At 63.6% G+C, this 18,857-nt stretch carries 19 protein-coding genes; 4 read left to right on the plus strand and 15 right to left on the minus strand.

Translation table 11 applies throughout. The features are described from left to right. Window positions 1–49: 49 nt before the first annotated feature. Window positions 50–736, plus strand: coding sequence for a GntR family transcriptional regulator (locus F506_RS13360; protein WP_053198168.1), 687 nt, complete (start codon window positions 50–52; stop codon window positions 734–736). A gap of 14 nt (window positions 737–750) precedes the next feature. Here the strand turns inward: F506_RS13360 and F506_RS13365 are convergent, their stop codons facing one another. From F506_RS13365 to F506_RS13375, 3 genes are read right to left on the minus strand one after another with little or no spacing between them, the layout of a single operon-like run. Continuing rightward, complete coding sequence (locus tag F506_RS13365; protein WP_053198170.1) at window positions 751–963, minus strand: hypothetical protein; 213 nt, start codon at window positions 961–963, stop codon at window positions 751–753. A 52-nt stretch (window positions 964–1,015) separates the two neighbouring features. Beyond that, window positions 1,016–1,228: a DUF2970 domain-containing protein gene (locus F506_RS13370; protein WP_053198172.1), complete on the minus strand. Its 213-nt coding sequence runs from the start codon at window positions 1,226–1,228 to the stop codon at window positions 1,016–1,018. A gap of 13 nt (window positions 1,229–1,241) precedes the next feature. Beyond that, on the minus strand, window positions 1,242–2,825 hold the full coding sequence (locus F506_RS13375) for an MFS transporter (protein WP_083457871.1): 1,584 nt from the start codon (window positions 2,823–2,825) through the stop codon (window positions 1,242–1,244). A 176-nt stretch (window positions 2,826–3,001) separates the two neighbouring features. On the opposite strand from F506_RS13375, the gene F506_RS13380 reads away from it, so the two are divergent. Further along, window positions 3,002–3,880, plus strand: a complete 879-nt coding sequence (locus F506_RS13380; RefSeq protein WP_053198174.1) for a LysR family transcriptional regulator — start codon at window positions 3,002–3,004, stop codon at window positions 3,878–3,880. Here F506_RS13380 and F506_RS13385 read toward each other — a convergent pair. Both F506_RS13385 and F506_RS13390 read right to left on the minus strand, forming a co-directional pair. After that, window positions 3,865–5,412, minus strand: a complete 1,548-nt coding sequence (locus tag F506_RS13385) for a GGDEF domain-containing protein (RefSeq protein ID WP_053198176.1) — start codon at window positions 5,410–5,412, stop codon at window positions 3,865–3,867. The genes F506_RS13380 and F506_RS13385 overlap by 16 nt on opposite strands. A gap of 322 nt (window positions 5,413–5,734) precedes the next feature. After that, entirely contained in the window at window positions 5,735–6,019 is a 285-nt protein-coding gene (locus F506_RS13390; protein WP_053198178.1) for a hypothetical protein, read from the minus strand. A 361-nt stretch (window positions 6,020–6,380) separates the two neighbouring features. Here F506_RS13390 and F506_RS13395 point away from each other — a divergent pair, with 361 nt between their 5' ends. After that, complete coding sequence (locus F506_RS13395) at window positions 6,381–8,456, plus strand: ATP-dependent helicase (RefSeq protein ID WP_053198180.1); 2,076 nt, start codon at window positions 6,381–6,383, stop codon at window positions 8,454–8,456. Then, window positions 8,453–8,854 carry an NUDIX hydrolase gene (locus F506_RS13400; RefSeq protein WP_053198182.1) on the plus strand — a complete coding sequence of 134 codons (402 nt, stop codon included), beginning with the start codon at window positions 8,453–8,455 and terminating at the stop codon, window positions 8,852–8,854. Before F506_RS13395 ends, F506_RS13400 begins: the two co-directional genes overlap by 4 nt. 54 nt (window positions 8,855–8,908) lie before the next feature. Here F506_RS13400 and gcvH read toward each other — a convergent pair whose 3' ends face one another. The 10 genes from gcvH to F506_RS13450 are packed head-to-tail and all read right to left on the minus strand — an operon-like array spanning window position 8,909 to window position 18,825. After that, a complete protein-coding gene (gene gcvH / locus F506_RS13405) occupies window positions 8,909–9,286 on the minus strand; it encodes a glycine cleavage system protein GcvH (RefSeq protein ID WP_053198184.1) in 378 nt (125 codons plus the stop codon). Window positions 9,287–9,308: 22 nt separating this feature from the next. Then, entirely contained in the window at window positions 9,309–9,899 is a 591-nt protein-coding gene (locus F506_RS13410; protein WP_053198185.1) for a peroxidase-related enzyme, read from the minus strand. Further along, complete coding sequence (locus tag F506_RS13415; protein WP_053198187.1) at window positions 9,896–10,426, minus strand: CMD domain protein; 531 nt, start codon at window positions 10,424–10,426, stop codon at window positions 9,896–9,898. The genes F506_RS13410 and F506_RS13415 overlap by 4 nt, the downstream gene beginning before the upstream one ends. After that, a complete protein-coding gene (locus tag F506_RS13420; protein WP_053198189.1) occupies window positions 10,423–11,751 on the minus strand; it encodes an acyl-CoA thioester hydrolase/BAAT C-terminal domain-containing protein in 1,329 nt (442 codons plus the stop codon). Before F506_RS13420 ends, F506_RS13415 begins: the two co-directional genes overlap by 4 nt. A gap of 19 nt (window positions 11,752–11,770) precedes the next feature. Next, window positions 11,771–13,339 carry an ABC transporter substrate-binding protein gene (locus tag F506_RS13425; RefSeq protein ID WP_053201589.1) on the minus strand — a complete coding sequence of 523 codons (1,569 nt, stop codon included), beginning with the start codon at window positions 13,337–13,339 and terminating at the stop codon, window positions 11,771–11,773. 46 nt (window positions 13,340–13,385) lie between these two features. Continuing rightward, a complete protein-coding gene (locus tag F506_RS13430) occupies window positions 13,386–14,402 on the minus strand; it encodes an ABC transporter ATP-binding protein (protein ID WP_053198191.1) in 1,017 nt (338 codons plus the stop codon). Continuing rightward, on the minus strand, window positions 14,395–15,402 hold the full coding sequence (locus F506_RS13435; protein ID WP_053198193.1) for an ABC transporter ATP-binding protein: 1,008 nt from the start codon (window positions 15,400–15,402) through the stop codon (window positions 14,395–14,397). Before F506_RS13435 ends, F506_RS13430 begins: the two co-directional genes overlap by 8 nt. Next, window positions 15,399–16,334, minus strand: a complete 936-nt coding sequence (locus F506_RS13440; protein ID WP_053201591.1) for an ABC transporter permease — start codon at window positions 16,332–16,334, stop codon at window positions 15,399–15,401. The genes F506_RS13435 and F506_RS13440 overlap by 4 nt, the downstream gene beginning before the upstream one ends. Window positions 16,335–16,363: 29 nt before the next feature. Then, window positions 16,364–17,344: an ABC transporter permease gene (locus F506_RS13445; RefSeq protein ID WP_053198195.1), complete on the minus strand. Its 981-nt coding sequence runs from the start codon at window positions 17,342–17,344 to the stop codon at window positions 16,364–16,366. Further along, complete coding sequence (locus tag F506_RS13450) at window positions 17,341–18,825, minus strand: NAD(P)-binding domain-containing protein (RefSeq protein WP_053201594.1); 1,485 nt, start codon at window positions 18,823–18,825, stop codon at window positions 17,341–17,343. Before F506_RS13450 ends, F506_RS13445 begins: the two co-directional genes overlap by 4 nt. Window positions 18,826–18,857 lie beyond the last annotated feature (32 nt).

An 18,857-nucleotide genomic window follows, 5' to 3' on the forward strand; every position in this document is an offset into this window, starting at 1 on the left:
ATTCGGTGTCTTGCCCGAAACCGCCTTACACGATAAAACCGTCCATCCTATGACCGAAGCAGCACATCCTCCCGACAGTTCAGAAGCGATCGCGCGCGACATCACCATCGCCATCGCCGAACAGCGTCTTCCACCCGGGGCAAAACTCCGCGAAGAAGCGCTGGCGCGCGTCTACCGGGTCAGCCGCACCAAGATCCGCGCGGCGCTGGTCATGCTGGCCAAAGACAAGCTGATCGACCTGATCCCGGACAAGGGTGCATTCGTGAGCAAGCCGACCGTGGAAGAAACGCGCAACATCTTCTTCGTGCGGCGCACGCTGGAAGCTGCCATGGTGAGGGAATTCGTCGCGCGTGCGACCGCCGCTGACTACGCCACGCTGGAAGCCCACCTGCGCGAAGAACGCCGCGCCATCGAAGAAAACAATCCGCAAGTGCGCTCGACCCTGTTGAGCGACTTCCACATCCTGCTGGCGAACATCGTCGGCAACGATGTCCTGACCGATATCCTGGTCAAGCTCGCCGGCCGCAGTTCGCTGATCACCATGCTGTATCAGTCGACCCGCGACGCGATCTGTTCGACTGAAGAACATTGCGCATTCATCGCCGCCGCCAAGGCCGGCAAGGTCGAGGAAGCCGTCGAGCTGATGCTGCATCACCTGCACCACGTGGAAGAGGCGCTGGAATTCGATACGCCGTCCGATCCCAAGCGAGATCTCGCCAAGGAATTATTGCTGTAGCTGTTGCCGCTTTTTTAATACGGCGTGACGGAACACCACACGCAATCAGTGCCTAGCTGCGCCAGCACGCGCAGCAGCGCATTGTCCAGTTCCGTCATGTGCGCGGCGAATGAAAACGTCAGCAATGTAGCCAATATGAAGGCCGACGCACGCTGGCGATGAAGCACGGCGGCACTGCCTGTTCGGCCATAAGTGCGCAAGAAGCGCTGTACGGATTTGCTGTCCATGGCAAGACTCCCTCAAGACAAAACGACGCAAGGGCCAGTTTGGTGCCCCTTGCTAGGCAACAACCAGTTTCACCACGACCAGCAGCACCGCGATGAAAATGCCGACGCCGACCACACCGGCGCCGATCACATAAAACGGATTGAACGAGGTCGCGTCCTTCTCATAGTCCGCCAAGTGTCGCAGTCCGACAAAGGACCAGAACACCGCCGCCAGCGTGGCGAAGAAAGAACGCTTCTCTGTTCGTTTGGATTGCAGCGACGCCATATGAATTCCCTCCTTAAACAGGTAATGCGTCGACGGGCGCGCCCTTGCGGCTGCCCATCAACCTGAACAGCAACACGCCCGACACCGCGGCAATCGCAGCGGCCGCCAGCATCAACAAGGAAAATGCGTGGGCGAAGCCGGCCTGCGCGATACGCAGCGCCTCCAGGCTGTTGCCGAGCGCCGGCAAGGCGGCCGCGCTGTCGCCGGCGACGATGCGCTCAACCACGTCGGTGAAGCCGCCCGGCTGCGGCAAGTTGGCGCCGATCAATCCTTGCTTGAGGTAACTGCCGGTGCGCACCGTCAGCACGCAGCCGAGGCAGGCGATGGCCAGTACGATGGCGGCAAAACGCGTGGTGGTGCTGATGCCGGAAGCCATGCCGGTGCGTTCGCGCGGAACGCAGTTCATGATGGCTTTTTGCGTGTTGCCGTTGAGCAGCCCGGCGCCGCTGCCCGTGACCAGCATGCCAGCCAGCACCATCCAGTAACTCCCGGCGTACGCGGCAATCGCTACCAGCACATTGCCCGCGCATACCAGCGCCATGCCCAGTCCCATTACCCCGTGCAGCGGCATGTAGCGCGTCAGCGCGGCGCCGACACGCGGGAAAATCATCATCGCCAGCGCAAACGGCAGCATCGCCAGACCGGCCACGATGGCGGAATACGCGAAGGCGTTCTGCAGGTACAGCGGCAGGAAAGTCATCATCACCTGCGCCGAGCTGGCGTAGCCGAACATCGCCAGCACTGCGCCGACAAAAGGCGCATGGCGGAACAGGCGCAGGTCGATCATCGGCCGCTTCTGCATCAACTCCACCGGCACGAACAGGGCCAGCATCAATATCCCGCCGCCGGTGCGCAGCAGGGTCGCGGCGCTGCTCCAGCCGGCGGCGTTGGCATTGATCAACGCCCAGATCAGGCAACCCAGGCCGCCGCTCAGCAGCAGGCTGCCCCAGGGATCGAGCCGTGCGGCAGTGGCGCTGGCGTTTTTGGACTCCGCAACCTCCCGGTACACCAGCGTGCCGAGACACAGGCACACCGGCAAATTGAGCAGGAAAATCCAGCGCCAGCCGAGCAATTGCGTGATCAAGCCGCCCAGCAAGGGCGCCACCGTCATCGACACGCCCATGCAGGCTCCCCATACCGCCCACGCATGCGTACGGTCTTTTTCAGTGTGAAAGACGTGGCCGATCACCGCCAGCGCGGAGGTCAGCAGCATTGCGGCGCCGACGCCTTTGACGGCGCGCGCGATCTGCAATGCGCCGGTCGACCAGGCTAGTCCGCAGCCCAGCGAAGCCAGGCTGAACAAGCCGAGGCCGAGCAGCATCATGCGTTTTCGGCCGAAGCGGTCGGCCAGGCTGCCGGCCGGCAACAGCAAGGAAGCGAACGCCAGCATGTAGGCGCTGACGATCCATTCGATGTCGCTGAAATCGGCATGCAGCGAACGCGCCACCGACGGCAGCGAGACGGCGACGATGTTGGTGTCGAGCACGATCAGCGCGCACACGCTGGAGCAGATCAGCAGGATGTTGCGCTCCTTGCGGCGGCGTGCAGCGTCGCCGGGATCAGAGTCGTCGCGAACGGCGATGGATGGGCTATTCATGTGCGAAGAAAAGATCGCGGCGAAGCGAGATGACGGAGTGGAGCGGAACGCAATGCAAAGGCATGATGCACTTCCTGGAAGGACTGGATGCGAGCCATTCTAATACCGCCGATAATTATCCTTGTTACAGTTAAAATGCAATTTAATTTCTCTCAGGTTAATTATCAAAAGATCCCATGGAGCTTCGCCATTTCCGCTGTTTCGCCGCCGTCGCCGAGACGCTGCATTTTGCCCGCGCCGCCGAGCAACTCGGCATTTCGCCGCCGGCGCTGACCAAGCAGATCCAGGAAATCGAGCGCCTGCTGGATGTCCGCCTGTTCCAGCGCACCAAGCGTTCGGTGAACCTGACCTCGGCCGGCGAAGTGTTCCGGGAAGAAGCACTACGTACCTTGCAGCAAGCTGCGCGCGCCGAAGACGCCGCACGCCGCGCCGGTCGCGGCGAGATCGGCCGTATCGAAATCGGCTATATCGCTTCGGCGGCGTATTCCGGCTTGCTGCAAACCGAAGTCGCGCGCTTTCGCGCCGACCATCCGCTGGTGCAGCTCAATCTCGTCGAAGCGCCGATGGATACGCTCCCGCTCCAGGTCAGCAACGGCAGCCTCGACCTCGCCTTCATCCGGCCGCCGGTACCCTGTCCGGCCGACGTCACTTTCCTCACCTTGCTACAGGACGATTTTGTCGTGGCGCTGCCTGAGGACTCACCGCTGGCGGAGCACGAAACCGTGCCGGCGGTCGCCCTCGCCTCGGCGAACTTCGTCTTGCCGGAGCAGGCTTCTGGCACCATGGAAGTGGCCCGGCGCGGACGCTTCGTACCGCGCACGCTGCCCAACCCGGGCGGACTGGTGGCGGTGGTGACGCTGGTGTCCCTGGGTCAGGGCGTGGCGATTGTCCCGGCGTCGGTGATGCAACGCGTGAACATGCCCGGCGTGACGTATCGGCAAATCGAGGGGAAGATCATTCCGGGAGCCATCGCGCTGGCTTCGCGCAAGCATGAAAAATCTCCCGTGGTGCGCGCTTTCCTGAAACAGCTGAAATCGCGTCAGGCTGACAGGTAGCGCGTTACGGTCGACGGCAGGCGTCCCGGCAAGCCGCTGTGGACGCTGCTGTCGTGGAAGCGATAAGCGCCCTTGCCGGCTTTCTTGGCGGCGTACATGGCGGCGTCCGCCTTGGACAGCAACTCGTCGACGGTATGACCGTCGTCGGGATACAGCGCGATACCGATGCTCAGGCTGGTGCCGACTTCGTGGCCGCCGAGGTTGAGGTACGGCGCGCCGACGGTCTTGATCAATTTGTCGGCGATGTCGGCGATCTGGCTTTGATACTTGATGTCGGACAGCAAGACCACGAACTCGTCGCCGCCCAGGCGCGCCACCAGATCGTATTCGCGCAGGCTGGCGCACAGGCGCTGCGCCACGGCTTTCAGCAGCAGGTCGCCCACCGCGTGGCCGAGCGTATCGTTGATCGGCTTGAAGCCATCGAGATCAATGAAGAACAACGCGTACAGATTGGGGCTGCGCTTGGCGCGCGACAATTCGGCGCCGGCCAGTTCGCTGAACAGCATGCGGTTGGGAATCCCGGTCAGGTAGTCATGCGAGGCCAGCTGGTAGGCGCGCGTCTTTTCCTTTTCGAGCTGCTCGATGAGACAGATCTTTTCACGCTCCGAACGCGCCAGGCGCTCGTACAGCTTCTTGCGATGATAGGAAATGCCGATCAGGATCAGCGTCAATGTCACCACCGCGATGGAAATGACGATGGCGTAGCGCACGTATTCGTAGTGTGATCGCGTCAGGTCCGAAACGATGGCGTCGGGATCGATGGTCACGCTCACGCTGAGCGGATAGGCGCTCAGCTTTTGCAGGTTCGTGACGCTGGAGGCGGAAGTGAATGCGGCGCTGTTGTCGCCCACCAGCAACCTGCGGTCGTTGAGTGCAACCAACGGCGCACCCGTGCCGCCATTGACCGCGATGAGATAGCCATCGCCGATCTGCTGGTAATCGTGGAGGAAGCGTCCCAAGTCGAGTATCGCAACCAGATAGCCGCGCGCGCCGCTCTTCGGCGCCTGCAATGCGATCAGCATCGGCATGCGCCAGTTATGGCTGTCGGTCTTGCCGAACAAAATCGTGCCGGCTTCAGGCGCTTCCGCACCGGCAGCCGCTTGCGGGTAGGCGCGTTCCAGCAGCCGCGCGAATTCGCTTTCTTCGGGAAGTCCGGCGGAGGAATAGCGCAGCCGCATCTGCGCGTCGAACACGGCGGCGCGGACATAGGCGCTGTCGCCGTTGAACAGCAGGCCCAGATACTCGGCCGCGCTCGCGTCGCCGTCGAGGACTTTGCTGCCGACGGCGGCATATTGCCCGGCACGGCTGAGGCGGTCATTGAGATTGGCGGCCATGATGGCAGCCATGTTGTGGCTTTCGGAGGAGGCGCTTTCCACGGCCAGCTTCTTTTCGCTGGCGACGTGCGTCATGGTGATGCCCCAGATGACCACCAGCACCAAAGAGGACAGCAGCACGAAGCAGGCGGACAGGCCCCAGCCATCCTGAATCAGGATCCTGGGCCATTTTGCCTTGAATGAAAATCCGCGCCGCAATTTACCTCCGTAAATGCCTGGGGTTGGAAAGTACCGGTGCGTCCTTGTAGCCATCGCTGCAGGAAACAAATGCAAGCGAAATGCAAGCGGCATGCCCGCCAAACCATTGTAGACACAAACCACGCCGTGGTCTGTCACCCGAATGGACTAGCCCCGCCATAAAAACAACGAGCAGCCTGTGAGAGTGCCGGGCAGCAAGAATGTTCCTGCGGCGGCGCGCTTGATGTGTGTTACAGGAACGGAGCTACCCCCTGGCGCCCGCAGTGCAGACGGGCGTGCACGACCGCACGCCGCGTTGCAGAGGGCCTGTGCGGAAGATTGATCAGACGCTGTAAGTGACCGTGCGTATCGGCTGTTGCTGGCCAATCGGCATGATGGTTTGCAGGGCGTCGAACTCCGCCAGGATCAGCTCGGCCTGGTAGCAATGCGTGTTGGCGGATTTGAGGGCGTTGCGGAAAGCCTTGAGGGTGGCCGGCTTCGGTACGCCGCCGCGCCCCTTGTTGGCGCGCACGGCGTCGGCAACAATATCGGAGAGCAACGCGTCGGCGCAATTTTGCGCTTCCTTGAGCTGCACCAAACAATCGAGCAAAGCGAGAGTCTTATCCATGGCAGCACCTCAGAGGAAAGTTGTTGAAGGGAAATTCTAACCAAACGTTTATGGCTTGCACAAGCACTTCCTGCACCAAACCTGCAATATCATGAGTAGCTTGGAAGCCGCGCCAGTTCTGGCATTGCAGCATAATCACGGATTCGCGTCGCGAGCAACCAGACCAGTATAGGCAGCCGTTCGGAAGAATCCATTGTCGGTCTTTCATCACTTTGAAAATCATTTTTCCCGGACCGGAATCGTGTCCCGGGAAGCGCCCTTTTTGCGCCCTCTTCACGTCCCCTTTTTTGTAACGGCCGCCGGAGACTGTATAAAAAACCAGTAAAATAACTTCTTTTTTGCCGCCGCCTCAAGGCTCAGGATGAACGTCGACTATCTGGAGAAACTCAACCCCGAACAACGTCAGGCGGTGGAATTCGGCATCACGCCGGGCCAACCGGCGGCGCCCCCTGCCCGTCCCTTGCTGGTGATTGCCGGCGCCGGTTCGGGCAAGACCAATACGCTGGCGCACCGGGTCGCCCATTTGATCGTAAATGGCGCCGATCCACGCCGCATTTTGCTGATGACTTTTTCACGCCGCGCCGCCGCAGAAATGACGCGCCGCGTCCAGCGCATCTGCGGCGAAGCGCTCGGGGCCAACGGCCGCATCATGGCCGATGCATTGTCCTGGGCCGGCACCTTCCACGGCATCGGCGCGCAGATCCTGCGCGAATATGCGGATCAGATCGGACTCGATCCCAATTTCTCCATCCACGACCGCGAAGATTCGGCCGACCTCATGAATCTGGTGCGGCATGAACTGGGCTTGTCCAGGACCGAAAAACGCTTCCCGCTCAAGGCGACCTGCCTGGCGATCTACTCGCGCGTAGTGAATTCCGAAGCGCCGCTGGACAGCATCCTGCACAAGGTTTTTCCGTGGTGTGCGGAATGGGAGGCGCAGCTGCGCACGCTGTTCGGCGCCTATGTCGAAGCCAAGCAGGCGCACAACGTGCTCGACTACGACGACCTGCTGCTGTACTGGGCGCAGACCATCGGCGAACGCGTGCTGGCAGACGACATCGGCGCGCGCTTCGATCACGTGCTGGTGGATGAATACCAGGACACCAACCGCCTGCAATCGTCGATCCTGCTGGCGCTGAAACCGGACGGCCGGGGCCTCACGGTGGTCGGCGACGACGCCCAGGCGATCTACTCGTTCCGTGCCGCGACGGTGCGCAACATCCTCGACTTTCCGCGCGCCTTCGATCCGCCGGCCGACATCGTCACGCTCGATCGCAACTACCGCTCGACGCAGCCGATCCTGGCCGCGGCCAACAGCGTGATTGACAAGGCGCTGGAACGCTTCACCAAGAACCTCTGGACCGAGCGCGTCTCCGACCACAAGCCGCAGCTGGTATCGGTGCGCGACGAAGCCGACCAGGCGCGCTACATCGTCGAACGCATACTTGAGAACCGCGAAGCCGGCAGCACGCTGAAGGATCAGGCGGTGCTGTTCCGCGCCTCCGACCACAGCGGTCCGCTTGAAATCGAACTGGTGCGCCGGAACATTCCCTTCGTCAAATTCGGCGGTCTCAAATTCCTCGACAGCGCGCACGTCAAGGACATGCTGGCGATGCTGCGCTTCGTGCAAAATCCGCGTGACCGCGTGGCCGGATTCCGTCTGATGCAGTTGCTGCCCGGCGTCGGTCCGGGTTCGGCGCAAAAGGTGCTGGACGCCATGGCGGCGCATGCCGATCCGATTGCCGCGTTGTCCGAATTGCCGGCGCCGCCACGCAGCGGCGACGACTGGCGCGGCTTCGTCGAGGTGCTGCAGTTCATGGCGCAAGGCAAGACCGGCTGGCCCGGCGAGATCGCGCATGCGCGCAGCTGGTACGCACCGCACCTCGAACGCAAGCATGAAGACGCCACCACGCGCCAGGCCGACCTGCTGCAACTGGAGCAGATCGCCTCCGGCTATCCCTCGCGCGAGCGCTTCCTGACCGAACTTACGCTCGATCCTCCGGACGCCACCAGCGACCAGTCGGGCGTGCCGCTGCTGGACGAGGATTACCTGATCCTGTCGACCATCCATTCTTCCAAAGGCCAGGAATGGAAATCGGTCTATGTGCTCAACGTTGTCGACGGCTGCATCCCGGCCGATCTGGCTACCGGCAGCACTGATGAAATCGAAGAGGAACGCCGCTTGCTCTACGTCGCCATGACGCGCGCCAAGGACGACCTGCATCTGATGGTGCCGCAGAAATTCTTCACCGGCGGCCAGCACGCGCAAGGCGACCGGCATGTCTACGCATCGCGCACGCGCTTCATTCCGCCCGGCGTGCTGCCGCATTTCGCCAGTAGCGCATGGCCGGTGGTCGCAGTCGGCCCGAGCGGACGCCCCGATGCGCGGCAGATGCGCGTCGACGTGGCGGCGCGCATGCGCGGGATGTGGAAATGAGCGACGCGCATTCCGCCGCTTATCCGGTGTCCGTCAAGGGTGTCTTGCTGACGCCGCACGGCGACGTCGTGCTCCTGCTCAACGAACGCAACGAATGGGAGTTGCCCGGCGGCCGGATTGAATTGGGAGAATCCTCCACCGAATGCCTGGCGCGCGAAATCCGCGAAGAGCTGGACCTGCAGGTCGACGTCGGTGCGCCGGTCGATACTTACCTGTTCGAAGTGATCCCGGGCAAACACGTCTTTATCGCCACCTATCGCTGCACGCTGACCGGTCCCTACGCTCCGGTCGTGAGCCACGAACACAAGCGCGTGGGCGCGTTTCCTCCGCATGCCTTGCCGGTCAATCTGCCGGATGGCTATCGGCGGTCCATCCAGGCGGCGATGCATCGCCAATAAAAAAGCCCGCGCAAGGCGGGCTTTCCGGCATGGCAAACCTGACGGACGGTGCGATCAGCCGATCATCCTGGTGTACGCAGCCGCATCAAGAAACTGCGATTCGTCGAAGGCCTCCGTCGGTCGCAGCCGGAAAATCCACTGCTCGTACGGCGCACCGTTGATGGCCTCGGGCGTATTGGCGAGTGCGTCGTTCACGGCGACCACCTCGCCCGCCACCGGTGCATGCACGTCGGAAGCGGTCTTGTTGGATTCGACCACGCCTGCGTCGGCGCCGCGCCGGAGCACGCTGCCGACCGCCGGCGTCTGCACGTACACCAACGGCCCGAGCTGGTCCTGGCCGAAATCAGTGATGCCGACGGTCAGCGTGCCGTCGTCTTCCTGCCGGATCCACTCGTGCGTTTCAGCATAAGTCAGGGTGTCTGGTATCAGCATGCGGTTCTCCTCATCGGCTCGGTTATGGGGCCGCCGGAAACACCGGCTCGCCCAGGTTCAGCATGAGGCGGTTGGCCCATGCAAAGATCGCGACCGAGTGGATCAGGTCGAGGATTTCCTGCTCGTTCAGGCCGACCTCCTTGAGCGCCTGGATGCCGGCGGCATTGACGTCGTTGGGATTCCTGGTGAGGTCGATGGAAAACTGCGAAATGGCTTTCTCGCGCGCATCGGTGCCGGCGGTGTACGGATCGTCGAACACCTGCTGCACGGTGTCGTTGCGCTTGGCCAGCTGCTCGAAACGCTGGGCATGCACCGAGGCGCAATACACGCAGCCATTGATGCGCGACACCACCAGGGAGCCGAGTTCGCGTTCGGCACGCGAGAGGCCGCCCGGCGCGTACATGATGGCGTTGAAGGCGGCCGAACGCTGGCGCAGGATTTCCGGCTGATGGCCGAGGAACAGGTAATAGTCGGAGGTCTTGGCCTTGGGATGGCTCTCTTCCAGGACCTTGATCTGGTCTTCGCTGGCCTGGCCGATGTCGATGACGTCGAGCCATGCCTGCCAGTCCAGTACTTCGTTGGTGAAGCCGTGCGATTTGATGACGGTGCTCATGCTTGCTCCTTGCTTGCCAGTTTCATGGCCTTCAGACCGGCGACCACGCGGATCTGATACGAAATAAAGGCGATCAGTTGCGACAGCGCGACCACGGCGGGCGTGCTGATTCCGGCGGCCGGCAGCGTGTGCAAGGCGGCCTTGTCGCCTTCAACCGGGCGTTCCGTCAACGCCCGCGTAAACGCCAGCATGGCGCGCAGGCGACCTTCCGGCAATTGCTCGGGAGCGCCGCCGGCGGCGACTGCAATCTGCGCCGCGTCGGCCGGCAAGGCGTCCAGCCGCGCGCGATAATGCGCGGCGACGTCGCTTGCTCCGGCAAGGCGGCAGGCATACAGCGCGACCAGCAGACGTTCATCCAGGCCGATGCCTTCCAGCGCCGGATCGAACAAGGCGTCGTAGCTGCCCTGCGAGGCGACCGCGACTTTTTCGCGCTGGTGGCGCAGAGCGTGCAGGCTGCCGCCCGCTTGCAGGCCGGACAGCCGGTCGATGACATCATTGTCGATGTTGTATTCCAATTGCGTCGTCATGAGACTTCCTTTCGTGATGGCTGCGCGGAGCGCGCAAGATGCGCTCCGATTGCATTCCTGAGAAATTCCTGTGCGTGCTGCCAGGAGTGCTTGTCGGCATGCGCATTGGCGGCCGGCTCGCCGCCGCCGGTGCTGATGCGTCCGGACACCGGGTGGGCGTAACTGATCTGCGTGGTCGGCACGTACGGGAACAGGATCGCGTGGCCGGCGTCCTGGTAGTCATGCCACTCCACGGCGTGCGGATGGGCGACTTCGTCCAGCTTGTCGCTGACCATTTTCGAATAGATGCTCGACGGCCACGAGCCGTCGTCGGTGGCCGACAGCAGCAATACCGGCGCATCGATTTTTTCCACCGGGATGCGCGCCTTCGCCACCGCTTCCTTGTCCTGCAAGGCGGTCAGCATGGCGAGCACGTGGCGATGCGGAGGTGCGCCTTCGTCGAACGGCGCCCAGCTGGCGTGGCGGTTGTTTTCCCACTGGTGCGTGAGCGGCTTGCCGCCGAGCAGCCAGGTCGGTCCTTCGCGGCCGATCGCCGGGTCGCAGGCGTTCTGGCCGCTGTGCACCAAGGCGCTCGGCACGTAAGCCAGCACCGCCGAGACGTCCCGCGGGAAGGTCGCGCCCAGCAGCAACACCAGCTCGCCACCGCGCGACTGGCCGCTGATCGCGACAAAATCGCCGAGCGGCCTGACCGTGGCGCGCAGCCATTCGAGACCCTTTTGGAAGTATTCGAGCGGCGTATTCGAGATGTAATCCGACAAGCCCGGCGCCTTGAAGTATGCCAGCGCAAACGCCGCGTAACCGCGCGACGCGTACAAGGCCGCGCGCGCTTCATTGATGCCGCCGCCGGAACCGTTGAGGATCATCACCGCCGGATGCGGACCCGGACCGGCCGGCAGGAACAAGGTCCCGACCAGCCCCTGCTCGCGCACTTCCCGCCGCGTCACGCCGCCGGCGCACAGGCGCTGGCTCAGTTCCGCTTGCGCCTGGCCGGAGGCGGAGGTGACTTCCAGCGCAGTCGTCAGCGGCTGCAGCACGTCGGCATGGAACAGCTCCCGCTTGCCCGGCTGTTCCGGCGCCTGCGACCACAGCAGACCCATTGCCGAGATGCCCTGATAGTCGCCCTCCACTGCCGGCGCCAGCGTCAGGTCGACGTGACCCGCCGCGTCCGCCACGAAGCGTGCGCTGCTGCGCCAGGCGGCGCCGGCGCGCACGGTGCGGCCGGCGACCTGCACCAGCTCGCCCGGCTGCGCCCCCGTGACGACAATGCGGCGCGGCACGTCGATCAGATCGTCAGCGGGACTGACGGTGATGTTCAGCGTGGACATATCCACCTCCTCTGCGAACTTACTTCTTGTCCTGCGTCACCATCATCGCGGTGGTGCGGTCGCTGCTGACCGGCGTCACCTTCAGGCCCTTTTTGGCGGCCCAGATATTCTGATAGTGATACAGCGGGATGACGCCGGCATCGTCGGAAACGATCTTGGCGGCATTGCGCAGGATCGCTTCACGCTTGGCGGCGTCGAACTCGGCGGTCGAATCGGCCAGCGCTTTGTCGATGGCCGGATTGCTGTAGCGATTCCAGTTGGACGCGCCCAGGCCCTTCTTGGAGTCGGCGGTCGCCAGCACGTTGACCAGCGCATAGCTGGCCTCGCCGGTGCCGTTGCCCCATGCCAGCACGCTGACGGCAAACTCGTTCTTGTTGGCGCGCGCCGAATACGATGCCCACGGCAGCACTTCCACTTGCGTCTTCACGCCGATGCGGGTCCAGAACTGCGCCACCGCCTGCATGGTTTCCGGTGCTTGAGGGTAACGGTCGTTCGGCACATGGATGGTCAGCTTGAAGCCTTGCGGGAAGCCGGCGTCGGCCAGCAGCTTCTTGGCCTGGGCGACGTCGTTCGGAATGTTCTTGATGTCCGGGTTGTAGCCGAAGGTATCGGCCGGCATCCATTGATTGGCTTCCGTCGCCGCGCCCTGCAGGATCCGGTCGACCAGCGCCTTGCGGTTGATCGCCAGCGACAAGGCCTTGCGCACGCGCGCATCAAGCAGCGGGTTCTTGTCGAGCTGCTTGCCGGCGTTGTCGGTGATGTACTGGTTCGGACCTTCATGGAACGTCGGTTGCAGCAGCAGGACGCGCAAGCCGTTGTACGGGAACACCTTGACGTTCGGCGATTGCTTGAGCTTGGCAAGGTCGGACACCGACACCTTGTCGATCACGTCGACGTCACCGGACAACAAGGCTGCCGTACGTGCGGCGGCGTTGTTGATGTAGCGATAGTTGACCTTTTCCCAGATCTGCTTCTGGCCCCAGTAATCGTTGTTGCGCTCCATCACGACGCGGTCGCCCGGCGTGTAAGACACGTACTTGTATGGACCACTGCCGACCATGGCGCTGCCGCTGTTGTAGTTTTCGGTCTGCGATTTCTCGCCGACGTGCTTGCTGACGATATGCACCGAGGCGAGGTTCAGCGGCAGGTCTGGATTGGCGATGTTGGTCTTGATGATCAGCGTCAGCGGATCTTTCGCAGTGACCGACTCCACCGTGCGCAGGTAACCGGCGAAGGTCGCCACGCTGCCCGGCACCGCACGTGCGCGCTGGTACGAGAAGATCACGTCCTCGGCGGTGAACGGCTTGCCGTCCTGCCACTTGACGTTGGGACGCAGCTTGAACTCCCACGTCTTGGCGTCGATGTTCTTCCAGCTGGCGGCCAGGCCCGGTTGCAGCTTGTTGTAGTTGTTCTCGACCAGCAGGTCCCAGAAATGCAGGTCGACGGAGCGGTCGCCCGCATGATTGTTGAGCTGGGGATCAAGCGACGACAGCGGATCGGCGAACGCGATGTTCAGGGTCTGCGCGCCGGCCGGGCCGAAGCCCAGCATTGCGACGGCCAGAAGGCTGGAAAGTACGGTTTTCTTCATGTTCATCATCCTCGGGTGGGGTGGGATAAAACTACTTCTTTAGCTGTTACTGATCGTTCAAATGACAGGCGCTCCGATGTCCCGGCGCGACCTCTTTCAACGCCGGGACCTCCGTGCGGCAACGCGGCATCGCATGCGGGCAGCGCGGGTTGAAATGGCAGCCCGGCGGCGGATCGAGCGGACTCGGGATTTCGCCCTTGATCGCCGTGAAGGACTTGTTGCGCGCCTGCAGGCGCGGCACTTCAGCCAGCAAGGCCTGGGTGTACGGGTGGTTCGGACGGGCGAACAGTTCGTCGACCGCGGCGCTCTCGACGATGCGCCCCAGATACATGATGACCACGCGATCCGACACGTGCTCGACCACGCCGAGATCGTGGCTGATGAACAGATAAGTCAGCCCGAGCTGCTCGCGCAGGTCCGAAAAGAGGTTCAGGATCTGCGCCTGGATAGACACGTCCAGCGCCGCCACCGCTTCGTCGCAGACCAGCATTGCCGGCTGCACCGCCAGCGCGCGCGCGATGCCGATACGCTGGCGCTGGCCGCCGCTGAACTGGTGCGGATAGCGGTCGCGCAGCTCCGGATCGAGCCCCGCGCGCAGCAGTTGCGCGCTGACGTAATCATCGAGACCGGCCTTGTCGGCCATGCCGTGAATCAGCGCCGCTTCGCCGACGATCTGGTCGACGCGCAGGCGCGGATTGAGGCTGGCGTAGGGATTCTGGAAGATCATCTGCACCTTGCGCCGCGCCGCCTGGGTATCTTGTGCGCTGAAGTCCTTGCGATCGACACCGTCGACCAGCACCTCGCCCATCGACGGCGCCAGCAAACCGCTGACGATGCGGCCCAGGGTCGACTTGCCGCAACCCGACTCGCCGACCAGGCCGACCACTTCTCCCGGCATCACATGCAGGTCGACGCCGTCAAGCGCTTGCGTCACGGCAGCGGGACGCATCCAGCCGCGCGCCGACAGTTGCCGCTCGAACGGACGCGGCTTGCGCTCGCCGAAGCGCTTGACGATGCCGCGCGCGTCGATCAGCGGGACGGTATTTTCGATCTGCTTATCCATGCTGCAACTCCACTGTTTCGGGCTGTATCGCCGGGTGGAAACAGCGCACCAGATGGCCCGGCAAGGGCTCGGTGATTTCCGGCCGTGTCAGGCACTGTTCGCTGACCCGCTCGCAGCGCGCCGCGAACGCGCAGGTCGGCGGCAGGTGCAGCAGGTTCGGCGTCAGGCCGGGAATCTGGCGCAGCCGCTGACCGCGCCGGTTGTTGCCCGGCAGGCTGCCGATCAGACCCTGGGTATAAGGATGCTGCGGGCGATCAAGCACCTCGGCGACCGTGCCTTGCTCGACGATGCGGCCGGAATACATCACCGCAATGTCGTCCGCCAGTCCCGCCACGACCGAAAGATCGTGCGTGATCCAGATCAGCGCGGTGCCGTTCAGGCGCGCCAGCTTTTGCACCTCCGACAGGATCTGCGCCTGGATGGTGACGTCGAGCGCAGTGGTCGGCTCGTCTGCAATGATCAGGTCTGGCTTGTGCAGCAAGGCGATGGCGATCGCCACGCGCTGGCGCATGCCGCCCGACAGTTGATGCGGATAGGCGCGCAGCCGTTCGTCCGGACTGGCGATGCCCATCGATCCCAGGGTATCGCGCGCCAGTTCACGCGCCTGCTCGCGGCTGATCTTGCTGTGCGCGAGCACGGCGTCGATCATCTGCGCTTCCACGCGCAGGACCGGGTTCAGCGTCATCATCGGGTCCTGGAAGATCATGGCGATGCGATTACCCTGCAGGCTGCGCAGCGTCTTCTTGTCGAGCGTCACCAGGTCGCGGCCCTGGAACAATATCTGCCCGCCGACAATCCGGCCCGGCGCATCCAGCAGCCCGAGAATGGAAAAGCCGGTCACGGTCTTGCCCGAACCAGACTCGCCCACCAGCCCGAGGATACGGCCGCGTTCCAGCGTCAGCGAGACGTCGTCAACCGCCGGCAGCACGCCGGCGGGCGTGTGGAAATGCGTACGCAGATTGCGAACTTCGAGAGTAGGAACGGAGTCGTGCGCGCTCATTTCTGCCACCTCGGATTCATGACGTCGCGCAGGCGATCACCGACCAGGTTGATCGCCACGATCACGATCAGCAGCGCGATGCCGGGATAGAAACTGATCCAGTATTCGCCCGACAACATGTATTGATAACCGTTGGAAATCAGCAGGCCCAGCGACGGCTCGGTGATCGGTACACCGAGGCCGAGGAAGCTCAGTGTCGCCTCCAGCGTGATGGCGCGCGCGATCTGCAAGGCGCCGATGACGATCAGCGGCGGCAGGCAGTTCGGCAGGATGTGGCGCACCATGATGCGCCAGCCCGAGACGCCCAGGCCGCGTGCGGCTTCGACGTATTCCTTTTGCCGCTCGACCAGCGCCTGGCCGCGCGCAGTGCGGGCGTAGTAGGCCCACTCCAGCACCACCAGCGTCGCCATGACGTTGAAGATGCCCTTGCCCAGATACGCCAGGATCAGCATCGACACCAGGATGGAGGGAAACGACAGCACCAGATCGGCCAGACGCATCAGCAGCGCATCGACCTTGCCGCCGGCATACGCCGCCAGCAACCCGACCAAAGTGCCGATCACGCCGGCCAGCAGCGCCGAACCGACGCCGATGCCGACGCTGATGCGCAGGCCGTACAGGATGCCGGAATACAGATCGCGCCCCTGCCCGTCCGTCCCCAGCCAGTAGGTATAGGTGCCGAGGCCGTTGGCCGTGCCGGGCGGCAGGCGCGCGTCGAGCACGTCGAGTTGCATCAGGTCGTAGGGATTCTGCGGCGTCAGCCACGGTGCGGCCAGCGCCGCGATCATCAGCAGCGCGGCGACGGCGAGACCGAACATCGCCGTCCTGGATGCGATGAAACTGCGCAAGACGCCGCGCCACGGCGATTCGCGGCGTGGAGGCTGGAATGCCGACAAGGCGGCAACCTTGGCGCGCACTTCCTGCCGGGTCATCGGTGCTGTTTTGTTGACGGGTGCCTGGCTCATGCCGCCACCTCCGCTTCGACCCGCACGCGCGGATCCAGCAGTTTATAGAGCACGTCGACGATCAGGTTAAGCGTGACGAACAAGCAGACGATCACCATCATGTAGGTCACGATGACGGGACGGTCGAGCGCATTGATGCTGTCGAGGATCAGCTTGCCGGAACCGGGCCAGGCGAAGATGCTCTCGGTCACCACCGCGAACGCGATGGTCGAGCCGAACTCCAGCCCGAGGATGGTCACCAGCGGAATCAGCGTATTGCGCAGCACGTACATCAGCACCACCCGCAATGGCGCCAGCCCCTTGGCGCGGGCGAACTTGACGAAATCCATCGGCAGCACTTCGCGCACGTTGGCGCGCGTGAGCCGGATCACCAGCGATATCTTGAACAGCGACAGGTTAAGCGCCGGCAGGATCAGATGGCGCAGACCGTCGACCGTCAGCCATGACCATTGCACGCCGAACAGCCCGGCCGTCTCGCCGCGCCCACCCGACGGCAGCCAGCCAAGCGAAACGCTGAAGGCCATGATCAGCATCAGGCCGATCCAGAAGGTCGGCAGCGAAAAGCCGAGGATGCTGCCGGTCATGATCATGCGAGAAAAGACGTTTTCCGGAAACAGGCCCGCCAGCAGACCCAGCGGAATGCCGATCAGCACCGCCAGAATCAGCGCCGCGAAGGCCAGCTCCAGCGTCGCCGGCAGGCGCTGGAAGATCAGTTTGATGGCCGGTTCGTTGTAGACGAAACTGTTGCCGAGGTTGCCGTGCAGCGCGCCGTTGAGGAAGGCCAGGTACTGGCGCCAGATCGGCTGGTCGAAGCCGAGCTCCTTGATGATGCGCAGGCGATCGACCTGGTCGACGTCGGGGCCGATCAGGGTGTCGACCGGATTGCCGATCATGTGCAAGCCGAAGAAGACGATCACCGTCATCAGCAGCAGCACCGCGAGCGCCTGCAAGACGCTGCGCAAAATGGCGCCGCTCATCGCTTCAGTCCTTCGCGTTCTTCGGCGGTCGGCTCGGATGGCGTCCATTCGTCGCCGATCAGTTCCGGCTCGGCGTAGGCCTGCAGGTTGCGGTAATGCGTATCGACGTCTTCGCCGTAAAGCAGCGACGCGATGCCCTGCGCCAGCCGTTGCGCACCGTCGCTGATGGCCGGGATGTCGCCCGACAGCGTTCCGTGCGTGATGGTGGCCGGATAGCAAAAGCAATGGATGCGCTCGAGCCCGGGCAAACCGCCCGGCTGCTTTTGCCGGAATTCAAACGCCTGGCCAAGGTCGGGCGAATCGGACAGCTCCGCATCTTCTTCGCCCGGCGGCGGCATGTAGCGCGCACGCCAGGTGCGGATATGCGGCGCGATCACGGCGAACTCGGGACGCACGGTCCAGTCGACGCGGAAACCGGTGGAGAAAATCAGGAAGTCCAGATCGAATACGCCGCGCGGCGTGCGCACGCGCAGGCTGTCGCTGCCTTTGCCTGCGATGACGTCCACCCGCTCGATGGGCGCGCCGAAAATGAAACGCACATTGGAGAACTTCGACACGCGCTGCACGCTGCCGCTGGGCGGCGGGACTTGCTGGACGTTGACGTAATGGCGGATGCGCCATTTCCACTCATCCGGCAGATTCACGTGGCCGGCGGTCAGTCCGGGATTGCCCGAACCCTTGCCTTTGTTGATGCGCGGCAGTTCGGTGCGGCGGATCAGGATGTCGACCCGCTCGGCGCCCGACTCCAGCGCCGTTCCCGCACTGTCCATGGCCGACGAGCCGGCGCCGATGACGCCGACCCGCTTGCCGGCCAGCTTGCCGTAATCCATCGCATCCGAAGAATGCGCCCACAAGGCGCGCGGCAGGCTTTCCGCCAGCGACGGCACCAGCGCGCCGCCGAGGCCGTCGCGGCCCGTGGCGAGCACCACGCGACGCGCCAGCACCACCGATTTGCCGGACGGCACAACGACATGCAGCTCGACCAGGCCATCAGCGCGCGGCTGGATCAGCTCTATGCGATGATCGTTGCGGACGTCCAGCGCCATCACCTTGCGATACCAGCGCAGATAATCCATCCATTGCAGACGCGGGATCTTGTCCAGCGCTTCCCAGGCTTCGAGCCCGAATTGCGCTTCGAACCAGGCGCGGAAAGTCAGCGCGGCGAAACCCAGCGCCGGGCCGGTGAGCTTCTTCGGCGAACGCAGGGTCTCCATGCGCGCGGTGGTCGCCCACGGCCCCTCGAAACCGGCCGGCGACTGGTCGTAAATCACCGCGTTGATGCCCAGGTGCAGCAGCGACACCGCTGCCGCCATGCCGGCCTGGCCGCCGCCGATGACCGCGACGTCGAGTACCGGTTGATCGTCCGCCATCCTGGGCGGCACCCAGGATTTGGCCGGCAACTCAAGCCAGGCCAGGTCTTGCTGCAGGCGGGCTTCCAATGCCGCCAGCCCGCTTGCTGCCGAGGTCGTCGCTTGATTCACGATGAGCGCCCTTCCCATGTCGATACCGCCGA

This window comes from Herbaspirillum hiltneri N3, from assembly GCF_001267925.1.
GTDB classification, from domain to species: Bacteria; Pseudomonadota; Gammaproteobacteria; order Burkholderiales; family Burkholderiaceae_D; genus Herbaspirillum; species Herbaspirillum hiltneri.